This window comes from Phycicoccus sp., assembly GCF_035325325.1.
GTDB lineage: Bacteria > Actinomycetota > Actinomycetes > Actinomycetales > Dermatophilaceae > Phycicoccus.
In genome coordinates, this window is sequence record NZ_DAOLAC010000030.1 from 17,153 (window position 1) to 36,067 (window position 18,915).

At 74.0% G+C, this 18,915-nt stretch carries 19 protein-coding genes; 15 read left to right on the forward strand and 4 right to left on the reverse strand.

Features of this window, described 5'->3' with window-relative positions; genetic code table 11:
• Positions 1–10 precede the first annotated feature (10 nt).
• Positions 11–1,228 (forward strand): sensor histidine kinase, encoded by a 1,218-nt coding sequence (locus PKA89_RS15465; RefSeq protein ID WP_324421022.1) that lies wholly within the window; start codon positions 11–13, stop codon positions 1,226–1,228.
• The gene (locus PKA89_RS15470; protein WP_324421024.1) at positions 1,225–1,851 is read left to right on the forward strand and encodes a response regulator transcription factor; all 627 of its coding nucleotides are present in this window, start codon (positions 1,225–1,227) and stop codon (positions 1,849–1,851) included. The genes PKA89_RS15465 and PKA89_RS15470 overlap by 4 nt, the downstream gene beginning before the upstream one ends.
• A 29-nt stretch (positions 1,852–1,880) precedes the next feature.
• On the opposite strand, the gene PKA89_RS15475 is transcribed toward PKA89_RS15470, so the two are convergent.
• Together PKA89_RS15475 and PKA89_RS15480 are read right to left on the reverse strand one after the other, a co-directional pair.
• Positions 1,881–2,633: an SDR family oxidoreductase gene (locus PKA89_RS15475; protein ID WP_324421026.1), complete on the reverse strand. Its 753-nt coding sequence runs from the start codon at positions 2,631–2,633 to the stop codon at positions 1,881–1,883.
• A 101-nt stretch (positions 2,634–2,734) separates the two neighbouring features.
• Positions 2,735–3,424, reverse strand: a complete 690-nt coding sequence (locus PKA89_RS15480; RefSeq protein WP_324421077.1) for a VTT domain-containing protein — start codon at positions 3,422–3,424, stop codon at positions 2,735–2,737.
• Positions 3,425–3,511: 87 nt separating this feature from the next.
• On the opposite strand from PKA89_RS15480, the gene PKA89_RS15485 reads away from it, so the two are divergent.
• From PKA89_RS15485 to PKA89_RS15510, 6 genes are all read left to right on the forward strand, one after another.
• On the forward strand, positions 3,512–4,171 hold the full coding sequence (locus PKA89_RS15485; protein ID WP_324421027.1) for a TrmH family RNA methyltransferase: 660 nt from the start codon (positions 3,512–3,514) through the stop codon (positions 4,169–4,171).
• Positions 4,172–4,199: 28 nt separating this feature from the next.
• Positions 4,200–5,252, forward strand: coding sequence for an LLM class flavin-dependent oxidoreductase (locus tag PKA89_RS15490; RefSeq protein ID WP_324421029.1), 1,053 nt, complete (start codon positions 4,200–4,202; stop codon positions 5,250–5,252).
• Between the two features lie 122 nt (positions 5,253–5,374).
• On the forward strand, positions 5,375–5,737 hold the full coding sequence (locus tag PKA89_RS15495; protein ID WP_324421031.1) for a YciI family protein: 363 nt from the start codon (positions 5,375–5,377) through the stop codon (positions 5,735–5,737).
• The gene (locus PKA89_RS15500) at positions 5,734–6,120 is read left to right on the forward strand and encodes a YciI family protein (protein WP_324421033.1); all 387 of its coding nucleotides are present in this window, start codon (positions 5,734–5,736) and stop codon (positions 6,118–6,120) included. Before PKA89_RS15495 ends, PKA89_RS15500 begins: the two co-directional genes overlap by 4 nt.
• Positions 6,120–6,473: a YciI family protein gene (locus PKA89_RS15505; protein WP_324421079.1), complete on the forward strand. Its 354-nt coding sequence runs from the start codon at positions 6,120–6,122 to the stop codon at positions 6,471–6,473. Before PKA89_RS15500 ends, PKA89_RS15505 begins: the two co-directional genes overlap by 1 nt.
• Entirely contained in the window at positions 6,470–7,717 is a 1,248-nt protein-coding gene (locus PKA89_RS15510) for a DUF6596 domain-containing protein (protein WP_324421035.1), read from the forward strand. Before PKA89_RS15505 ends, PKA89_RS15510 begins: the two co-directional genes overlap by 4 nt.
• On the opposite strand, the gene PKA89_RS15515 is transcribed toward PKA89_RS15510, so the two are convergent.
• Entirely contained in the window at positions 7,677–8,975 is a 1,299-nt protein-coding gene (locus tag PKA89_RS15515; RefSeq protein ID WP_324421037.1) for an acyltransferase family protein, read from the reverse strand. The genes PKA89_RS15510 and PKA89_RS15515 overlap by 41 nt on opposite strands.
• A gap of 463 nt (positions 8,976–9,438) precedes the next feature.
• On the opposite strand from PKA89_RS15515, the gene fbaA reads away from it, so the two are divergent.
• The 4 genes from fbaA to PKA89_RS15535 all read left to right on the forward strand — a co-directional run bounded on the left by fbaA (position 9,439) and on the right by PKA89_RS15535 (position 13,487).
• Complete coding sequence (gene fbaA, locus PKA89_RS15520) at positions 9,439–10,467, forward strand: class II fructose-bisphosphate aldolase (protein WP_324421039.1); 1,029 nt, start codon at positions 9,439–9,441, stop codon at positions 10,465–10,467.
• A gap of 113 nt (positions 10,468–10,580) precedes the next feature.
• Complete coding sequence (locus PKA89_RS15525; protein WP_324421041.1) at positions 10,581–10,988, forward strand: DUF3151 domain-containing protein; 408 nt, start codon at positions 10,581–10,583, stop codon at positions 10,986–10,988.
• 276 nt (positions 10,989–11,264) lie between these two features.
• Positions 11,265–12,047 (forward strand): DUF6879 family protein, encoded by a 783-nt coding sequence (locus PKA89_RS15530; RefSeq protein ID WP_324421043.1) that lies wholly within the window; start codon positions 11,265–11,267, stop codon positions 12,045–12,047.
• Positions 12,048–12,182: 135 nt separating this feature from the next.
• Positions 12,183–13,487: an adenylosuccinate synthase gene (locus PKA89_RS15535; RefSeq protein ID WP_324421045.1), complete on the forward strand. Its 1,305-nt coding sequence runs from the start codon at positions 12,183–12,185 to the stop codon at positions 13,485–13,487.
• Positions 13,488–13,649: 162 nt separating this feature from the next.
• Here PKA89_RS15535 and PKA89_RS15540 read toward each other — a convergent pair whose 3' ends face one another.
• Positions 13,650–15,860 carry a UvrD-helicase domain-containing protein gene (locus tag PKA89_RS15540; RefSeq protein ID WP_324421047.1) on the reverse strand — a complete coding sequence of 737 codons (2,211 nt, stop codon included), beginning with the start codon at positions 15,858–15,860 and terminating at the stop codon, positions 13,650–13,652.
• A 232-nt stretch (positions 15,861–16,092) separates the two neighbouring features.
• Here PKA89_RS15540 and PKA89_RS15545 point away from each other — a divergent pair, with 232 nt between their 5' ends.
• The 3 genes from PKA89_RS15545 to PKA89_RS15555 all read left to right on the forward strand — a co-directional run bounded on the left by PKA89_RS15545 (position 16,093) and on the right by PKA89_RS15555 (position 18,869).
• Positions 16,093–16,752 (forward strand): ABC transporter permease, encoded by a 660-nt coding sequence (locus PKA89_RS15545; RefSeq protein WP_324421048.1) that lies wholly within the window; start codon positions 16,093–16,095, stop codon positions 16,750–16,752.
• Positions 16,753–16,848: 96 nt separating this feature from the next.
• Entirely contained in the window at positions 16,849–18,015 is a 1,167-nt protein-coding gene (locus PKA89_RS15550; RefSeq protein WP_324421050.1) for a betaine/proline/choline family ABC transporter ATP-binding protein, read from the forward strand.
• Complete coding sequence (locus PKA89_RS15555) at positions 18,012–18,869, forward strand: ABC transporter permease (RefSeq protein WP_324421052.1); 858 nt, start codon at positions 18,012–18,014, stop codon at positions 18,867–18,869. The genes PKA89_RS15550 and PKA89_RS15555 overlap by 4 nt, the downstream gene beginning before the upstream one ends.
• Positions 18,870–18,915 lie beyond the last annotated feature (46 nt).

Below are 18,915 nucleotides of genomic sequence, written 5' to 3' on the forward strand. Positions count from 1 at the left end.
GGATGACCCCATGAGCGAGGTCGCCGACTGTGCCACGGACCCCGGCACGTCCAGCGCCGAGTTCGTCGAGATGTGGCGCCGCCAGGAACCGTTCTGGCACGCCGTCTTCGCCGTCGTCTGGGGGGCCGCGGTCGTCGTGTCCCTCCTCGACGACCCCGGCACGTTCGGCCGCTGGCCGACGCTCCTGCTCCTCGGGGTCATCGCGGTGGCCTACGTCGCGGTGGGCGTGCGCGGGCTGCGCCAGGACGACGGCTCGGGCCTGACCTACCAGCTCGTGGCGTGGTCGGCCCTCCTCGCCGTGCAGTGGGTCGACCCGGGCACCGAGTCGTGGATGCTCTTCTTCGTCCTCTACCCGCAGATGTGGGCCATGCTCCGGGTGCGGCTCGCGGCGTCCGGGACGCTCCTCACCCTCGCCGCCTTCGGCACGCTCCGCTTCGTCCAGAGCGGGTTCGACCGCACGACCCTCGGTCCGATCCTCATCACCTCGCTCATCTCGCTCGGGGTCTCGATGGCCCTCGGCATCTTCATCAACCGCATCGTCCAGGAGGCGCAGTCGCGCGCCGAGACCATCGACGAGCTGCGTTCCACCCAGGCCCGGCTCGCCGCGGTCGAGCGCGACCGCGGGGTGCAGGTCGAGCGCGAGCGGATCAGCCGCGAGATCCACGACACCCTCGCCCAAGGCTTCACGAGCGTGGTCACCCTGACCCGGGCGGCCGACGCGGCGCTGGCCCGCGGCGACGTCGAGACCGCCCGCGAGCGGCTCTCGCTCGTCGAGCGCACCGCGGTCGACAACCTCGCCGAGGCCCGGCTCATCGTCGCCGAGCTGACCCCCGGCCACCTCCAGTCGCGCACCCTCGTCGAGGCGATGCAGCGGCTCGGCGACGCCGTGAGCAGCGAGACCGGGCTGCGCACCGAGGTCTCGGTCGACGGCGAGCCCGCACCGCTGGGCGGCGTGGCCGAGGTCGTGCTGCTCCGCACGGCGCAGGAGGCGCTCTCCAACGTCCGACGTCACGCGGCGGCCGGCCGGGTCGCGGTCGGGCTCGCCTACGAGCCGGAGCGGGTCGTCCTCACCGTGTGCGACGACGGGCGCGGCTTCGACCCCACCGCCGACCCCGGCGGCTTCGGCCTCGACGGCGTCCGGGCGCGTGCCGCCGAGGTGGGCGGCGAGGTCGCGCTGACGAGCGCGCCGGGCTCCGGCACCACCCTGCGCCTGGAGGTGCCCCGGTGATCCGGCTGCTCGTCGTCGACGACCACCCCGTCGTCCGCGCCGGGATGGTCGCCGTCCTCGGCGAGGAGGAGGACCTCGACGTCGTCGGGGAGGCCGGCAACGGCGCGGAGGCGCTCGCCCTCGTGCCGCGCCTCGAGCCCGACGTCGTCCTCATGGACCTGCGGATGCCGGTCATGGACGGCGCCGAGGCGACGGCCCGGCTCCGCTCGATGCCGTCAGCACCGCAGGTGCTCGTCCTCACGACGTACGACACCGACGCCGACATCGTCCGGGCCGTCGAGGCGGGGGCCCGCGGCTACCTGCTCAAGGACGCCCCGACGTCGGTCCTCACGGACGCCATCCGGCGGGCCGCCCGCGGTGAGACGGTCCTCGCGCCACCCGTCGCCGCACGGCTCGCCGACCGGCTCCGCGCCCCCGTCGGGCCCGACCTCACGACGCGCGAGGTGCAGGTGCTCGGCCTCGTCGCGCGCGGCCTGTCGAACGCGGAGGTCGGGCGCGAGCTGTTCATCGGCGAGGCGACGGTCAAGACGCACCTGCTGCGGGCCTTCGCGAAGCTCGGGGTGCAGGACCGCACCGCCGCGGTCACCGAGGCGCACCGCCGCGGGCTCATCGACCTCGGCTGACGCCCGGCCGAGCCGCCGGCCGGCCCGGGTCAGCGGGCGAGGTAGCCGCCGTCGACGTACAGCTCGAGTCCCGTGACGAACGAGGCGTCGTCGCTCGCGAGGTACGCCACGGCCGCCGCGACCTCCTCCGGGCGACCGAGGCGACCCATCGGGGTCATCGCGACCATCGCCTCCTCGAACGCCGTCCCCCGCGCCTGGTCGAGGATCGGGGTGTCGATGAAGCCGGGGTGGATGGAGTTGACGCGCACGCCCTCCGTCGCCCAGTGCAGCGCGACGTTCTTGGTCAGGGTGCGCACGGCGCCCTTGGCCGCGTGGTAGGCCGGCGAGCCGCCGAAGCCGCCGCTCGTGCCGAAGATCGAGCTGATGTTGACGACGGACCCGTGGCCGGACGCCTTGAGCAGCGGCGCCGCGGTGCGCATCCCGAGGAAGACGCCCGTCTGGTCGATCGCCACGGTGCGCTCCCACGCCTCGAGGGTGGTGTCCTCGATCGGGGCGAGGTCACCCATCCCGGCGTTGTTCACGAGCACGTCGAGCCGGCCGAAGCGCTCCCGCGCGACGTCGCAGGCCGCGGCCCAGTCGGCCTCGCTCGCGACGTCGTGGTGGACGAAGACGGCCTCACCGCCTGCCGCCGCGACCTGCTCGACGGTCTGCCGACCCCCGTCGTCGTCGATGTCGGTGACGACCACCCGGGCTCCCTCCTGCGCCAGCCGCAGGGCGGTGGCCCGCCCGATGCCGCTCGCCGCCCCGGTCACCAGGGCCACCCGCTGCTCCAACCTGTCCATCGCCGCTCCTTCCGACGTGGGGACGCGGACGGAGGGCGTCCCCCTCCCGTGTGGAGCCGCGTCCGGCGGGCGCCGCCGTCTGCTGCGTCACACCGGCCGGGTCAGGAGCGGTCGGCGTCCTCGACGGCCTCGACGACGTCGGCCGACTCCTCGGCGGTCTCCTCGCGCGACATCCCCCGCTGACGGCGGTGGCGCAGGTACTCGACGCCCATCGGGATCACCGAGAGCACGACGATGAGCAGGATGACCAGCTCGAGGTGGTCCTTGACGAAGCCGACGTTGCCGAGGAAGTACCCGGCGAGGGTGACGACGACGACCCACAGGAAGGCGCCGACGGCCGACCAGGTGAAGAAGTGCCGTCGCTCCATGCGCCCGATGCCGGCGACCACGGTGATGTAGGTCCGCACGATGGGGACGAAGCGGCCGAGGACGAGCGCCCGGGCGCCGTACTTCGCGAAGAAGTCCTCCGTCTTGTCGAAGTACACCCGTTTGACGATCCGGCCGTCGTGATGGCGCAGCGGCGCGCCGACCGCGCGGCCGATCTCGTAGCCGACGACGTTCCCGGCGAACGCCGCGGCGAAGAGCGCGACGAGCGCGACGAGCAGGTTGTCGTGCAACTGGCCGGTGGCGATGAAGATGCCGACCGAGAACAGGAGGGTGTCCCCGGGCAGGATCGGGAAGAACAGCCCGCACTCGACGAAGACGATCGCGAGCGACAGCCAGAAGAAGGCCGTCCCGTACGTGTCGAAGAGGTACTGGGGGTCCATCCAGTTCGGCCCGAGCGCGTGCATCACGGGTTCAGGGTAGGTGCTGCGGCCGGGAGGCCGGGACGCAGCGCGCTGTGGGTCGCCTGTGCGTCGGGTCGTACGCTCCCTGCCGTGGAGGAGCGCGAGGTCGGTGTCGGGCCCTGGGAGGGGCCCTGGCCGGACGGCGAGCACTGGGACCCCGACCTGCTGCGGGACGGGGACCGGCGCAACGTCGTCGACCGGTACCGGTACTGGCGGATGGAGGCGGTCGTGGCCGACCTCGACACCCGTCGGCACCCGCTGCACGTCGCGATCGAGAACTGGCGGCACGACCTCAACATCGGCTCGGTCGTGCGCACCGCGAACGCGACGAACGTGGCCGCCTTCCACGTCGTGGGGAAGCGCCGCTGGAACCGCCGCGGCGCGATGGTCACCGACCGCTACCAGCACGAGGTGCACCATCCCGACGCCGCGGCGCTCGCCGCCTGGGCGGCGACCGCCGGGCCGGACGGTGGCCGGCTGCCGCTCGTCGGGGTCGACAACGTGCCGGGGTCGGTCCCGCTCGAGACCCACGACCTGCCCCACGCCTGCGTCCTCGTGTTCGGTCAGGAGGGGGCGGGCCTCACCCCGCAGATGCAGCAGGCCTGCGACGTCATGCTGCACATCGCCCAGTTCGGGTCGACCCGCTCGGTCAACGCCGGCGCCGCGGCGGCGGTGGCGATGCACGCCTGGGTGCGCCGGCACGTCTTCGGCCAGCGCCCCGAACGGTCCGGTCGAGAGGCACCGGAATAGCACCGGTGCCCACGCCGCTGCACCTCGGGTGACCACCCCCGCGCTCTCCGTCCTCGACCTCGCCCCCGTCCGCTCCGACCAGACGACGGCCGACGCGCTCGCCGCGACCCGCGCGCTGGCCGGGGTCGCCGACGAGCAGGGGTACCGCCGCTACTGGTTGGCCGAGCACCACAACATGCCCGCCGTCGCCGCCACCAACCCGCCCGTGCTCGCCGCGATGGTGGCCGCCGCGACCGAGCGCATCCGGGTCGGTTCGGGCGGGGTCATGCTGCCCAACCACGCGCCGCTCGTCGTCGCCGAGCAGTTCGCGCTCCTCGAGGCGGCCTTTCCCGGCCGGGTGGACCTCGGCCTCGGTCGCGCCCCCGGCACCGATCCGGTCACGGCGTGGGCGCTGCGCAGCGGGGGCGGCGGGGTCGACGCGGACGCCGCCGAGCGCTTCCCCGACCACGTCGACGCCGTCCTCGCGATGATGTCGCCGGAGGGCGTCGGACTGCGCCTCGCCACCGGCGACCACGTCCTGCGGGCCACCCCGCGCGCCGCGTCGGTCCCGACGGTCTGGCTGCTCGGATCCTCCGACTTCTCGGCCCGGCTCGCCGCCTCCCGCGGGCTGCCGTACGTCTTCGCGCACCACTTCTCGGGCCGGGGGACCGCCGAGGCGCTCGCCCTCTACCGCTCGCAGTACCAGCCGTCCGAGGCGCACCCGGAGCCGCGCACCTTCCTCACCGTCAACGCCGTCGTCGCGCCGACCGCCGAGGAGGCTCGGCGACTCGCGCTGCCCAACGTCCGCTCGATGGTGGCCCTGCGCACCGGCCAGCCGCTGGCCGCCCAGCTGCTCGTCGAGGAGGCCGAGGCCGTGGCGGTGCCGGCCGCGCACGAGGAGCTGGGGTCGGAGATGCTCCGGCGCTGGGTGGTCGGCACCCCGGACGACGCCGCGGCGCAGGTCCGCGAGCTCGCCGCGACCTTCGGCGTCGACGAGGTGATGGTCCACCCCGTCGCCGGAGCGACCCGTGGCACGCCCGCCGACCGCGCGCCGGCTCGCGAGGAGACCCTGCGCCTCCTCGCCGCCGCGCTCGCCGGATGACCGGCCGAGCCCGCGTCGACGCATCCGGGGAGAAAGTTCGGTAGACCTGTCGAATGCCGCCGGGCCCGTTCGTCACCGGGGTGAGGTCGCCGTCCGGGTGGCCGTGAGCGAAGGAGCAGGCCATGACCGAGTACGTCGTCCTCATCGTCGGTGACGCCGACCGCTGGTGGACCACGATGGACCCCGAGCAGCGGGCCGCGGGGTACGCCGAGTACACCCGCTTCTCCGAGGAGCTGTCCCGGCGCGGTCACCGGATCACCGGCGGTGCCGAGCTGCACGCCACCAGCGAGGGCAAGCGGATCCCCGGTGGCGGCGGTGACGTCACCGACGGCCCGTTCACCGAGACCGCCGAGCAGGTGGGCGGCTTCTACCAGGTGGAGTCCGACGACCTCGACGACCTGCTCGACTGCTGCCGCATCATCGCGGCGCTCGGCGACACCGTCGAGGTCCGGCGCACCGTCACGCCCGAGGACCGGACCGCGTGAGCCGCCACCTCGTCCTGCTGCCCGCCCCCGAGGCCGAGTGGGCGCAGCTGCCGCCCGAGGAGCACGAGAAGGGGATGCGCAGCCACCAGCAGTTCCACCGTGACCTGGCCGCCGGCGGACACCGCATCGTCGTCGCCGGCCCGCTCACGCCGTCGGCCGAGGCCACCTCGATGCGCCCCGACGGCGAGGGCGGGGCGCTCGTCACCGACGGCCCGTTCACCGAGTCGGTCGAGCAGGTGGTCGGCTTCTACCTCCTCGACACCGACGACCGGGCCGACCTCGTGCGGATCTGCACCGAGTTCGCCGCGCGGGGCGAGCTCATCGAGCTGCGCGACATGGTGGCCGGCACCGGCCAGCAGGACGACGGGCCGGCGCCGTCGTGATGCGCTACCTCGTCCTCATCGCCTACGAGCCGGGGATCTGGGCCGACGCGAGCACGGAGGTCCGGCAGGGGTACTTCGACGCCCACCACGCCTTCGAGCGCTTCGTCGACGCCCACGGGGAGCGCGTCTCGAGCGCGGCCCTCGGGGACGCCGACACCGCGACGACCCTGCGCGGCCCGGAGCGCACCGTGACCGACGGCCCGTTCGCCGAGCTCACCGAGCAGGTCGGCGGCTACTACGACGTCCGGCTCCCGGACCTCGACCACGCCATCGCCGCCGCCCGGCTGCTGCCCGCCTCGTACACCGTCGAGATCCGGCCGGTCGTCGGCGTCGAGGGGTACGAGTCGGCGTGACGCCCGAGGAGGCGCTGGCCGCGGCGGTCCGCGACGAGTGGGGGCGGCTCGTCGCGCTCCTCCTCGGGCAGTTCCGCCGCCTCGACCTCGTCGAGGACGCGCTCGGCGACGCGGTCGAGGCGGCGGCCCGGCACTGGCCGGCGGACGGCGTCCCCGAGCGCCCGGCCGCCTGGCTGCTCACCGCGGCGCGGCGCCGCGTCGTCGACCGGCTGCGGGCCGAGGCGATGGCGGCCCGCAAGGAGCCCCTGCTCGTCGTCGACGCCACCCGACCCGGAGGAGGGGCGATGGCCGACCCCGGTGACCTCGTCGAGGACGACCGGCTGCGGCTGGTCCTCATGTGCTGCCACCCGGCGCTCGCGCCCGAGGTGGCCAGCGCCCTCGCCCTGCGCCTCGTCGTCGGCGTGACGACGGCCGACATCGCCCGGCTCTTCCTCGTTCCCGAGGCGACGATGGCGGCCCGCATCACCCGCGGGAAGAAGAAGATCGTCGCGGCCGGTATCCCGTACGGCGTGCCCGGCGCCGCCGACCTGCCGTCGAGGATGCGCGTCGTCGCCCAGACCGCCTACCTCGCGTTCACCGCCGGCTACGCCCCGGGGTCCGGGCCCGACCTGCTGCGGGCCGACCTGGCCGGCGAGGCGGTGCGGCTGGTCCGCGTCCCCCCGGCGCTGCGCCCCGACGAGCCGGTGCTGCGGGCGCTGCTCGCCCTCGTCCTCCTCCAGCACTCCCGCCGCCACGCCCGGGTCGGACCCGACGGCGAGCTCGTCCTGCTCCCCGACCAGGACCGCGCCCGCTGGCACCACGACGAGGTGGCCGAGGCGGTGGGCGTGCTCGCCGGCGTCGGGCCGAGCCCGGACCCGCTCGTCGAGTCCTACCGGCTGCAGGCGGCGGTGGCCGCGGAGCACGCGCTCGCCCCGACCCCGGAGGACACCCGGTGGGACCGCATCTGCGACGCGTACGAGGCGCTGCTGCAGGTCAACCCGTCACCCAGCGCCCGGCTCGCCGCGGCCGTGGCCGTCGCGGAGCGGGACGGGCCGGCGGCGGGACTGGCCGCCCTCGACGGCCTCGACGCGGCCCTCGCCGGGAGCCACCGGCTGCCGGCCGTCCGCGGGGAGCTGCTCGCTCGCACCGGCGACGACGACGCAGCCGTCGCCCAGCTCGACCGGGCGATCCAGCTGTGCCGCAACGAGGTCGAGCTGGCCCATCTCACCGCTCGCCGGGACGGTCTGCGCGCCGCGAGCGGATGAGGGCCACGCCGAGGACGGGCAGCAGCGCCCACCACCAGCGCAGCCCGGACGAGGCGACGAGCCCCTGGCCCGCCATCACGCCGAGGCCGCCGCAGCCGAGCACGGCCGCCGCCACCGGGCGCCACGGGGCCACCGGGCCACGGGTCGGGCGCACCTGCTCGACGCGGCCGACGACCGCCACGAGGCCCGCCGTCCCCAGCGCGAGGAGTGCCCACCAGAGCGGCCGGGAGGCCCACCACCCGGGCGAGAGCGGCTCGACCCCGAGCCCGAGCCCCCCGAGCAGCAGCGAGGCGCCGATGACGAGGACCATGACCGTCAGGTGCCAGAGGTAGACGCTCATCATCCGCGTGCCGAGGGCGACGGTGACCGCCCACGGCCGGTCACGGGCCATCCAGCGCCGCAGCGCCGGCTCGAGGGCCAGGACCACCCCGGCCTGGAGCAGGCCGAGGAACCCGAGCGTCACCCGCGTCGGATAGCTGTTGTTCACGACGGCGGTGTCGAGGCCGATCATCGAGACGGGGTACGGCCCGGCCCACACCAGCGCCACGAGGCCGACGGCGCCGACGGTGGCCAGGCCGAGACGCCGGGCGGTGCCGTCGAGCCGGCCGTCGAGCCACGCGTACCCCAGCTGGTGGACCGCACCCCACACGACGACGTAGTTCGCGAAGCCCACCCACCACGGTCCGCTGGTCAGGCTGACGAGGTCGACGAGGCCGCCGACGACGAGCGCGCCGACGACCGACGCCCACCCGAGGCGCTCCCAGAGGAGGAGGGTCAGCGGGGCGACCGCGCAGACGACGACGTAGGCGGCGAGGAACCACGTCGGGACGAGGGCGACCTGCGAGGCGGTGCGCAGCGAGCCGCGGTCGACGCCGGCGGCGACGGCCACCGTCAGCAGGACGACCCAGGTGAGCAGGAGCGGGACGACGGGGACGAGGAGCCGCCGCAGCCGGGCCCGCAGCCACTCGGGCCAGGCCGCTCCCCGCTCCCGGGCCCGCCGCCAGGACACCGCGTTCGCGTAGCCGCCGACGAGGAAGAAGACCGGCATCACCTGGAACACCCAGGTGAGCGGGTGCGTCCACGGGGCGAGGTCGAGGACCGCTCCGGTGCGCAGCTGCCCGTCGCGCACGGTCACGGCGGCGAGGAGCCAGTGCCCGAGGACGACGACGGCGAGCGCCGCGACCCGCAGCAGGTCGACGACGCGGTTGCCTGAGGCGGGGGTGGCCGCCGCGACGGCGCGGGCGTCGAGGGTCTCCATGCGCCGATGGTCCCGCGGACGCGCCGGAGGACGCCTGAGCACGCCTACCCACCCGGACCGCAGCCACCTCGGGTCGGACGCCGACGCATCCGCACCGGGGGCCACGGCCGTCACACCGGCCCCACGGATTCCGTCGTCGAACCTGTCGAGTTCCTCCGTTCCGGGGACACAGGCACACTGAACGTCGCAGGATGACTTCCACACAGAGACCGAAACCGCATCCGGTCCGTCCCTGTCGGCAGAGGGTCCGTCGGACCACTCGGCCGGTCGGATCCCGGGAAGCAGGGCCCGGGGGACGGCCCCCGGGCGGGGCGGCGTGCAGGCGCCGCCCCGCCCTGCCGCGTCCACCGGCCAGCGCCCGGCAGGGCGCGATCGTGTGAGACGGCGGACACCCTCGGCGGGGGCGTGGCGATGGTGGAAAGATCGGTGACGTACGGCACCCCACGTCATCGAGGAGGGCATCGTGCCCATCGCAACGCCCGAGGTCTACGCGGACATGCTCGACCGGGCCAAGAACGGCTCGTTCGCGTACCCCGCCATCAACATCACGTCGAGCCAGACCGTCACCGCCGCCATCCGCGGCTTCGCCGAGGCCGGCTCCGACGGCATCATCCAGGTCTCCACCGGCGGCGCGGAGTACGCGTCGGGCTCGACGGTCAAGGACATGGTCACCGGCTCGCTCGCGCTCGCCGCGTACGCCGAGCAGGTCGCGAAGAACTACCCGGTCAACATCGCGCTGCACACCGACCACTGCCCCAAGGACAAGCTCGACGGCTTCGTCCGTCCGCTGCTCGCCGCGTCGACCGAGCGCGTCAAGGCCGGGGGGCTCCCGATCTTCCAGAGCCACATGTGGGACGGCTCGGCCGTGCCGCTCGAGGAGAACCTCGTCATCGCCGAGGAGCTGCTCGCGCTCTGCCGGGCGGCGAACGTCATCCTCGAGATCGAGGTCGGCGTCGTCGGCGGCGAGGAGGACGGCGTCGCGCACGAGATCAACGACAAGCTGTACTCGACGCCGGCCGACGCCATCGCCACGGCGAAGGCCCTCGGCACCGGTGAGAACGGCTACTACATGACGGCGCTGACCTTCGGCAACGTGCACGGCGTCTACAAGCCGGGCAACGTCAAGCTGCGCCCCGAGGTCCTCAAGGCCGCCCAGGACGCCGTGCACCAGGAGTTCGGCACCCCGGACGAGAAGCCGTTCCACCTCGTCTTCCACGGCGGCTCCGGCTCGCTGCCCGAGGAGATCTCGGCGGCGGTCGACTACGGCGTCGTCAAGATGAACGTCGACACCGACACCCAGTACGCCTTCACCCGTCCGGTCGCCGACTGGATGCTCAAGCACTACGACGGTGTCCTGAAGATCGACGGCGAGGTCGGCAACAAGAAGCAGTACGACCCCCGCGCCTGGGGCAAGGAGGCCGAGGCCGCGATGGCCCAGCGGGTCGTCGAGGCCTGCCAGAACCTGCGCTCGGCCGGCACCCACCCCGCCTGACCCCAGGTTTCCCGCCTGGTGCCGGAAACCCCGGGGTCGCACCGGAACGCTTCCCGTGCGACCCCGGGGTTTCCCGTGTCACGCCCGGCCGGACCGGCGGCTAGCGTGGCGCCATGAGCACCAGCGACCTGCTCGGCATCCCGCCGACCCACCTGCCCGACGACCCCGCCGCCCGCCCGCTCGAGGACGGCGTCGCGCCCGACCAGGTGGCCGCCGCGCACCCGGCGTCCTCGCTGGCCTGGGCCGTGCTCGCCGAGGACGCCCTCGCCGACGACCGGCCGGTCGAGGCGTACGCCTACGCGCGCACCGGCTACCACCGTGGCCTCGACGCCCTGCGCCGCAGCGGCTGGCGGGGTCAGGGCCCGGTGCCGTGGGAGCACGCCCCGAACCGGGGGTTCCTCCGCGCGCTGGCGGCCCTGTCGCGAGCGGCCGGGGTGATCGGCGAGGAGGAGGAGCGGCACCGCTGCGCGGAGTTCCTCCGGGCCTCGAGCGCGACGGGAGCGCGCGAGCTCGGTCTCTAGACCGGGCGGCCGGCCGGACGCCGGTCCTCGAGGCCACGACGAGGGCCCGGGCGCTCAGGCGCCCGGGCCCCGGTCAGCCGTGGAACAACCACCGGGACATCGTCCTCGCTCCGCTCTCGCCACGGAACGCGCACCCCGATGGTCCCCTGCGTCCTCGGCTGCGCCCGCCAATCGTGCCTGCGCAGCCCTCGATCGTGCGACACTTGGCTGCCACTGGCAGCAAATGGCCACGTCAGAGCGGGTCTCCGCCGCGTGGGCGAGGGGGAGGACCGGGCATTGGCGGAGCACCGCGGCGACTCCGACGGCGGCATCCTGCTCCTCCTCGAGCAGCACCTGCGCCTCGAGCAGGAGCGCGTCGAGACCCGCCGCCGCGAGCTCGACGAGGCGGCCCGGCTGCTCACCTCGGCGACGAGCCGCAGCCTCGGCGCCCGCGAGACCGGAGCCGAGCCCCTGGCGCCGGCCGTCACCCCGACGGTGGTCAACCGGCTGCTCACCGAGAGCCGCGGGATGGTCCGCAACTTCGTCCTCACCGTCGACCAGGGGCCGGCGCTCGACGAGGCCACCGTCCGGGTCAACCGCGACCGGATCGAGCGCGGCGACCCGCAGCGTGCGGTCTACCCGGCCGAGGTGCTTACGACGCCCGGCGGGCAGCGGTGGCTCGGCATCTGGGCGGAGGCCGGGGAGGACCAGCGGGTGCTCCCGACGACGTCGACCGAGTTCGCGGTCTTCGGCGAGACGGCGGTCGTCGCGCTCGGGGAGTGGGACGACGTCGAGGCCGGGTACGTGCTGCTGCGCGACCCGCTGGTCATCCGGCTCTACACCGCGTACTTCGACCTCGCCTGGCGGCACGCGGTGCCGGTGCCGTCGGACGAGGGGGACGGTGACGGCGACCCCCGCCTCGTCGAGCTGCTCGAGCTCGGCGTCAAGGACGAGGCCATCGCGCGGCACCTCGGGGTGAGCCTGCGCACCGTGCGTCGCCGCGTCGCCCGGCTCATGTCGGTCAACGGCGTCGACACCCGCTTCCAGCTCGGGTGGGTCCTCGCGAGCCGTCGGCACTGAGCGAACGGACGGGCTCGCCGGGGCCCGGTCGCGTCGCGGTAGGGTGGGGCGGACGAGGCCCCGGCGCGATCCGCGAGGGGCCTTCGCCACGCCGGGGCAGGCCGTCCCGGCGCAGCCGTCGGGAAGGAGCCGGGCATGCCGGCGATCGTGCTGGTCGGAGCCCAGTGGGGCGACGAGGGCAAGGGCAAGGCCACCGACCTCATGGGCACCGACGTCGACTACGTCGTCAAGTTCAACGGGGGCAACAACGCGGGGCACACCGTCGTCGTCGAGGGGGAGGACGGCACGCGCGAGAAGTACGCGCTGCACCTGCTGCCCTCGGGGATCCTCACGCCGTCGGTGACCCCGGTCATCGGCAACGGCGTCGTCGTCGACCTCGAGGTGCTCTTCCAGGAGCTGGACGGCCTCGAGGCCCGCGGCGTCGACACCTCCAGGCTCGTCGTCTCCTCGAACGCGCACGTCATCGCGCCGTACAACCGCACGCTCGACAAGGTCACCGAGCGGTTCCTCGGCAAGCGCCGGATCGGCACGACCGGGCGGGGCATCGGGCCGACGTACGCCGACAAGATGAACCGCGTCGGCATCCGCATCCAGGACCTCTTCGACGAGGGCATCCTCCGGCAGAAGGTCGAGGCGGCGCTCGGGTTCAAGAACCAGGTGCTCGTGAAGATCTACAACACGCGCGCCGTCGACGTCGACCTCGTCGTCGAGGAGCTGCTCGGGTACGCCGAGCGGCTGCGGCCGATGGTCGCCGACACCGCGCTCGTCCTCGAGCAGGCGCTCGACGCCGGCGCGAACGTGCTGCTCGAGGCCGGCCAGGCGACGCTGCTCGACGTCGACCACGGCACCTACCCGTTCGTCACGTCCTCGTCGGCGACCGCCGGCGGCGCCTGCACCGGCTCCGGCATCCCGCCCACCCGGGTGTCGCGGGTCATCGCCATCCTCAAGGCGTACACGACCCGCGTCGGCGAGGGCCCGTTCCCCACCGAGCTGTTCGACGACGACGGCGAGACACTGCGCAAGACCGGCGCCGAGTACGGCACGACGACCGGGCGCCCGCGCCGCTGCGGTTGGGTCGACACCGTCATCGGCCGGTACGCGACGCGCATCAACGGAGTCACCGACTTCGTCATCACCAAGCTCGACGTCCTCACCGGGTTCGAGAAGGTGCCGGTCTGCGTCGCCTACGAGGTCGACGGTGTGCGGCACGACGAGATGCCGGTGTCGCAGAGCGACTTCCACCACGCCAAGCCGGTGTACGAGATGCTCGACGGCTGGTGGGAGGACATCTCGGGGTGCCGCACCTTCGAGGAGCTGCCGGCCGCCGCGCAGCGCTACGTGCTGCGGGTCGAGGAGCTCATCGGGGCGCGCGTGTCGGCCATCGGTGTCGGCCCGGGGCGGCACGAGATCATCCAGCGGCACGCCCTGCTCGACGCCTGACCCCCGCTCCGGCGTCCCGCGAGTATCGGGTGACCCGATAACGCGGCGCTTCACCCGAGAACGGTTCCGGGGTGAAGCGCGGCCGTATCGGGTGACCCGATACGCGCGCGACGGGTGGGGGTGGGTCGCGGGGCGGGTATCGGCGCCCTGCCGGACGGACGGTCAGACGGGGCGCAGGACGTGCATCCGGTGCGCCGCACGGGTCAGCACGACGTAGAGGACGCGCACGCCTCCGGGGGACTCCTCGGTGATGGCGTCGGGGTCGACGACGACCGTGGCGTCCCACTCCAGGCCCTTGGTCGAGAGCGGGTCGATGACCTGCACGCGTCCGTCGCCCGCGCCGTCGAGGGCCGCGAGCCGCTCCGCCCAGCGTCGCGGGGTGACGACGGCGACCGAGCCGTCGACCTGCTCGAGCAGCGAGTCGACCGCGTCCGCCGCCGCCTCCACCAGGCCACCGGTGACGACGCGGTCGACCGGCTCGACGCCGGTCTCGCGCACCGCCTCCGGGATGTCGGCGTCCGGCACGAGGGGGAGGATGACGTCCCGGGCGTGGTCGAAGATCTCGCGGGCGTTGCGGTAGTTCGTGTCCATGTGGAAGCCACGCCGCTCGAGCCCGGCGAACGCCTCCTCCCGGGCGCGCGTCGCCTCCGGCAGGTCCGCCCACGACGCCTGCGCCGCGTCGCCGACGACGGTCCACGACGCCGTCCGGCCGCGGCGGGCGACCATCCGCCACTGCATCGGGGAGAGGTCCTGGGCCTCGTCCACGAGCACGTGGGCGTACGCCGCGGCCCGCTCGATGCGACCGGCGAGCAGGCGCTCGTGCGCGTCGGCCGGGGTGACGACGGCTCGGGTCTCGACCGGCCCGCCGCGCCCGAGCCCGGCCCGCACGTCCTGGACGCCGTAGGAGGCGAGGTCGTCGAGCTCCTCGATGTCGTAGAACCCGCTGTCCTCGCGCTCGGCCTCCTGGACCGCGCCGAGCCGCGCCAGCAGGTCGTCGACGAGCGGGACGTCGGACACCGACCACTCGCCGGTCGCGAGCGACTCGCGGACGGAGGCGGCGAGCGCCGCGGCCTCCTCCTGGTCGAGGACCCCGCGGGAGACGGCGTAGGCGTGCTCGGTGTCGGCGAGGGTGAGGAGCAGCTCGCGGGGGTCGAGCTGGCGCCACCACGCGGCCATGAACTCGTCGACGTCGCGCGAGGCGTCGAAGGCGTCGAGGAAGTCGGACCGCTCGCCCTGGCGCACGCTGCGCCACGCGGCCTCGGCGAGGGCTGCCCGCGCGGCGTCCGCCCCGAGGTTGTGCTGGTGGTCACGCAGCACCTCCGCGCGCACCCGGCGCAGCGCGCCCTCGTCGAGCCGGACGGCGTGGCCGGCGACGAACGCGCGCAGCGTGGTCGGCGCCCCGACCGGAGCCCGGGACGCGAGCCGCGACAGCAGCCGGCGGATGCGCAGCGACCCCTTGACGGCCGCGACCTCCGGGGTGTCCGGGCGCACCGCGGTCATCCCGTCGACGACGTCGCCGAGGGCCCGCAGCGCCACGGACTCCTCACCGAGAGAAGGCAGCACACGCTCGATGTAGGCGGTGTACGCGGCCGACGGGCCGATGACGAGGATGCCGCCGTGCTCGAACCGCCGGCGCTCGGCGTAGAGCAGGTAGGCCGCGCGGTGCAGGGCGACGACGGTCTTGCCGGTGCCGGGGCCGCCGGTGATCTCGGTGACGCCGCGGGAGGGTGCGCGGATCGCCTCGTCCTGGTGGCGCTGGATGGTGGCGACGATGTCGCGCATCTGCCGGCCGCGGCTGCGGGTGAGGGCCGCCATGAGCGCGCCGTCGCCGACGACGACGATGTCCTCCGGCGCCTCGGGGACCATGAGGTCGTCCTCGACGCCGACGACGCGGGCGCCGCGGCAGCGCAGTACCCGGCGCCGGACCACCCCCATCGGGTCGACGGGCGTCGCACGGTAGAACGCCGCGGCCGCCGGCGCCCGCCAGTCGACGACGAGCGGCTCGTAGTCGTCGTCCCGCACGCCGAGGCGGCCGATGTGCCGGACCTCGCGCTCGGCGGCGGTCGAGTCCTCCGCGCCGAGGTCGAGGCGCCCGAAGACGAGGCCCTCGTACTGGGTGTCGATCATCGCCCGGCGCCGGGCGGCGGCGAAGACGAGGGCGTCGCGCTCGAAGAGCCCGGTCAGCTCCTCGTCGCGGACGTCGCCGGTGCGGTCGGTGCGCCCCCGGGCGAGACCGTCGGCCTCCACGTCGCGGGCGCGCAGGGCGGCCTTCTCGAGCTCGGCGTACACACGGTCGACGTGCGCCTGCTCGACGGCGACCTCGCGCTCGACGTCGGCGGAGGCCTCGGGCTGGCCCGGGTGGTGGGTCGTCACGGGACGCCGTTCTCCTCGCAGTGGTCGGCCGGACACGGAACACGCCAGTCTAGTCGGGGCCCGCCACGGGCCGAGCGCGACTCCGGCGAACGCGCCGCCGAAAGGTCACAGCACGGACACGACCTGCCCCCGGGCCCCTGACGCCACCCCCGGCCGTCTGGTAGGACTGAGAGCCCGGCCACGCTCCCGAGCCCGGTGTGGTCGCTCCCCGAATGTCCGGAGGACAGACCCCGTGGACGGAATCACCAGCTGGATCACCTATGTCTCCGGACGCCCCGACGAGATCCTCGCGACGACCTGGGACCACGCCCGGATCGTGCTGGTCGTCGTCCTCGGCGCGACCCTCTTCTCGGTCGTCCTGGGCGTCGTCGTGCACCGCCACCCGACCGCGCGCGCCCTCGCGCTGGCCATCAGCGGCATCTTCCTCACGATCCCCTCGCTCGCGCTCTTCGCGATCTTCATCCCGCTCGTCGGCATCGGCAACACGCCGGCGATGCTCGCGCTGTTCCTCTACGCCATCCTCCCGATCCTGCGGAACACGGTTACCGGCCTCGACTCGGTCCCGGCTGCCGTCGTCGAGTCGGCCCGCGGCATGGGGATGGGTCCGGTGCGCCAGCTGCTGCGGATCCGGCTGCCGCTCGCCTGGCCGGTCGTCATGGCCGGCGTCCGCGTCTCCAGCCTCATCACCGTGGGCATCGCGGCGATCGCGGTGCTCGTCGGCGGCGACGGCCTCGGCGAGTACATCCAGGGCGGGCTGACCCGCCTCGGCCTGCCCAACAGCCTCGAGTCGGTGTGGACCGGAACGGTCTTCACCGTCCTGCTCGGCCTCCTGCTCGACCTCACCTTCGCCGGGGTCCAGCGCGCCACCACCTCCAAGGGGCTGCGGGCGTAGCCCCCGGCGCCGAGCGGCGCCCACCCAGCGGACGACCCCGACCGACGACTCGCGACGACACCGAAGCCCCCGCACGAGACCAGACGAGAGACGACCATGAGCCACGCCCCCAAGATCAGACTCGAGCACGTCGAGAAGAAGTACCCCGGCAGCCGCACCCCGGCGGTCGAGGACCTCAGCCTCGAGGTCGAGGAGGGCGAGATCCTCGTCCTCGTCGGCCCCTCCGGCTGCGGCAAGAGCACGACGCTGCGGCTGGTCAACCGGATGATCGAACCCACCGGCGGCACCATCCACCTCGACGACGAGGACGTCACGTCGGTCAACGCCGACCGCCTGCGCCGCCGGATGGGGTACGTCATCCAGCAGGTCGGCCTCTTCCCGCACCAGAGCATCGCCCAGAACATCGCGACCGTGCCGAGCATGCTCGGCTGGGACCGCGCCCGCGTCAGCGAGCGGGTCGACGAGCTGTTGACGATGGTGGGGCTCGACCCGGAGACCTACCGCGACCGCTACCCGCGCGAGCTGTCCGGGGGCCAGGCGCAGCGGGTCGGCGTGGCCCGGGCGCTCGGCGCCGACCCCGAGATCATGCTCATGGACGAGCCGTTCGGGGCCATCGACCCGATCACCCGCGAGCGGCTCCAGAACGAGTTCCTCCGCCTCCAGGCCGAGCTGCGCAAGACGATCGTCTTCGTCACGCACGACATCGACGAGGCGATCCGGATGGGCGACCGCATCGCGATCCTCGGCGAGCGCAGCCACATCCGCCAGATCGACACCCCCGAGCGCATCCTCGCCTTCCCGGTCGACGACTTCGTGCGCGACTTCATCGGCAGCGGCTCGACCCTCAAGGGCCTGCAGTTCGAGGTGGTCGACGACGCCGTCGAGCTCGACCCGTACCCGACGATGGGCGTCGACGACGACCCCGCGCGGGCACTGCGGGCGGCCCAGGACGCGAACGCCGCGTACGTCCTGCTCCTCGACGAGACCGGCCGCCCGACCCGGTGGCTCTCGGTCGAGGACCTCGAGTCCGCCGAGCGCGTCACCGCGGAGTCGGGGACCGAGGTGCTCGCCAAGGTCGAGCTCGGGGCCACGCTCTTCGAGGCGCTCGAGCAGATGCTCATCAGCGCGGCCGCGGTGGCCTGCGTGGTCCGCGACGACGGCTCGCTCTACGGGGTCGTGCGGCTGACCCACCTCAACCGGGTCATCCGGCAGGCCCGCGTCGAGGCCCGCGAGCACTACGAGCGGATCGGGGTGGCGTCGTGAGCGGGCTGACGTCCGTCCGGGCGCGGACCGGCGATGCCGGCACGACGACGGACGGGCGCGACCCGGATCCCGGGTCCGGCTCCGCGGCGCCGGCCGAGCCGTCCTGGCTGGCCCGGGCCCGTAGCAAGCACCTGGGGCTCAAGCTCGCGCCGGTCGGCATCGCGCTGCTCGCCCTCGCGCTCTTCCTCTACTACCGCAGCCTCGGCCTCGGGGACTCCGTCATCCAGCAGTCCTCGTCGCTGCAGTGGAGCACGAAGCTGTGGCCGCAGCTCGTCCAGCACCTCACCATCGCGCTGTGGTCGACGGTCCTCGTCGTCGTCGTGGCGGTTCCTCTCGGCATCGCCCTGACCCGACCACCGCTGCGTCGCTTCGGACCGGCGATCGTCACGGTCGCGAACTCCGGCCAGGCGCTGCCCGCTTACGGCCTGCTCATCATCTTCCTGGCGATGCTCGGGCAGGGGCTGCGGACCGTCGTCGTCGCCCTCGTCCTCTACGCGCTGCTCCCGGTGCTGCGCAACACGATGGTCGGGCTCGACGGCGTCGACCGCAGCGTCATCGAGGCGGGCCGCGGGATGGGGATGACCCGGTGGCGGGTGCTCACCCGCATCGAGCTGCCGCTCGCCGTGCCGGTCATCCTCGCCGGCGTGCGGGTCGCGATGATCCTCAACATCGGGATGGCCACGCTCGCCTACCTCATCGGGGGCGGCGGGCTGGGCGTGACGATCGCCGTCGGCCTCAAGCTGCAGCAGGACCCGGTGCTCATCATCGGGGCCGCGCTCGTGGCCATCGTCGCGCTCACCTTCGACTGGGTCGGTGCGCTGGCCGAGACCTACCTGCGGCCGAAGGGCCTCTGAGGCGCGGCCCGCCGCGCGACGACGGAGGCGCCCACCCCGCGGGGTG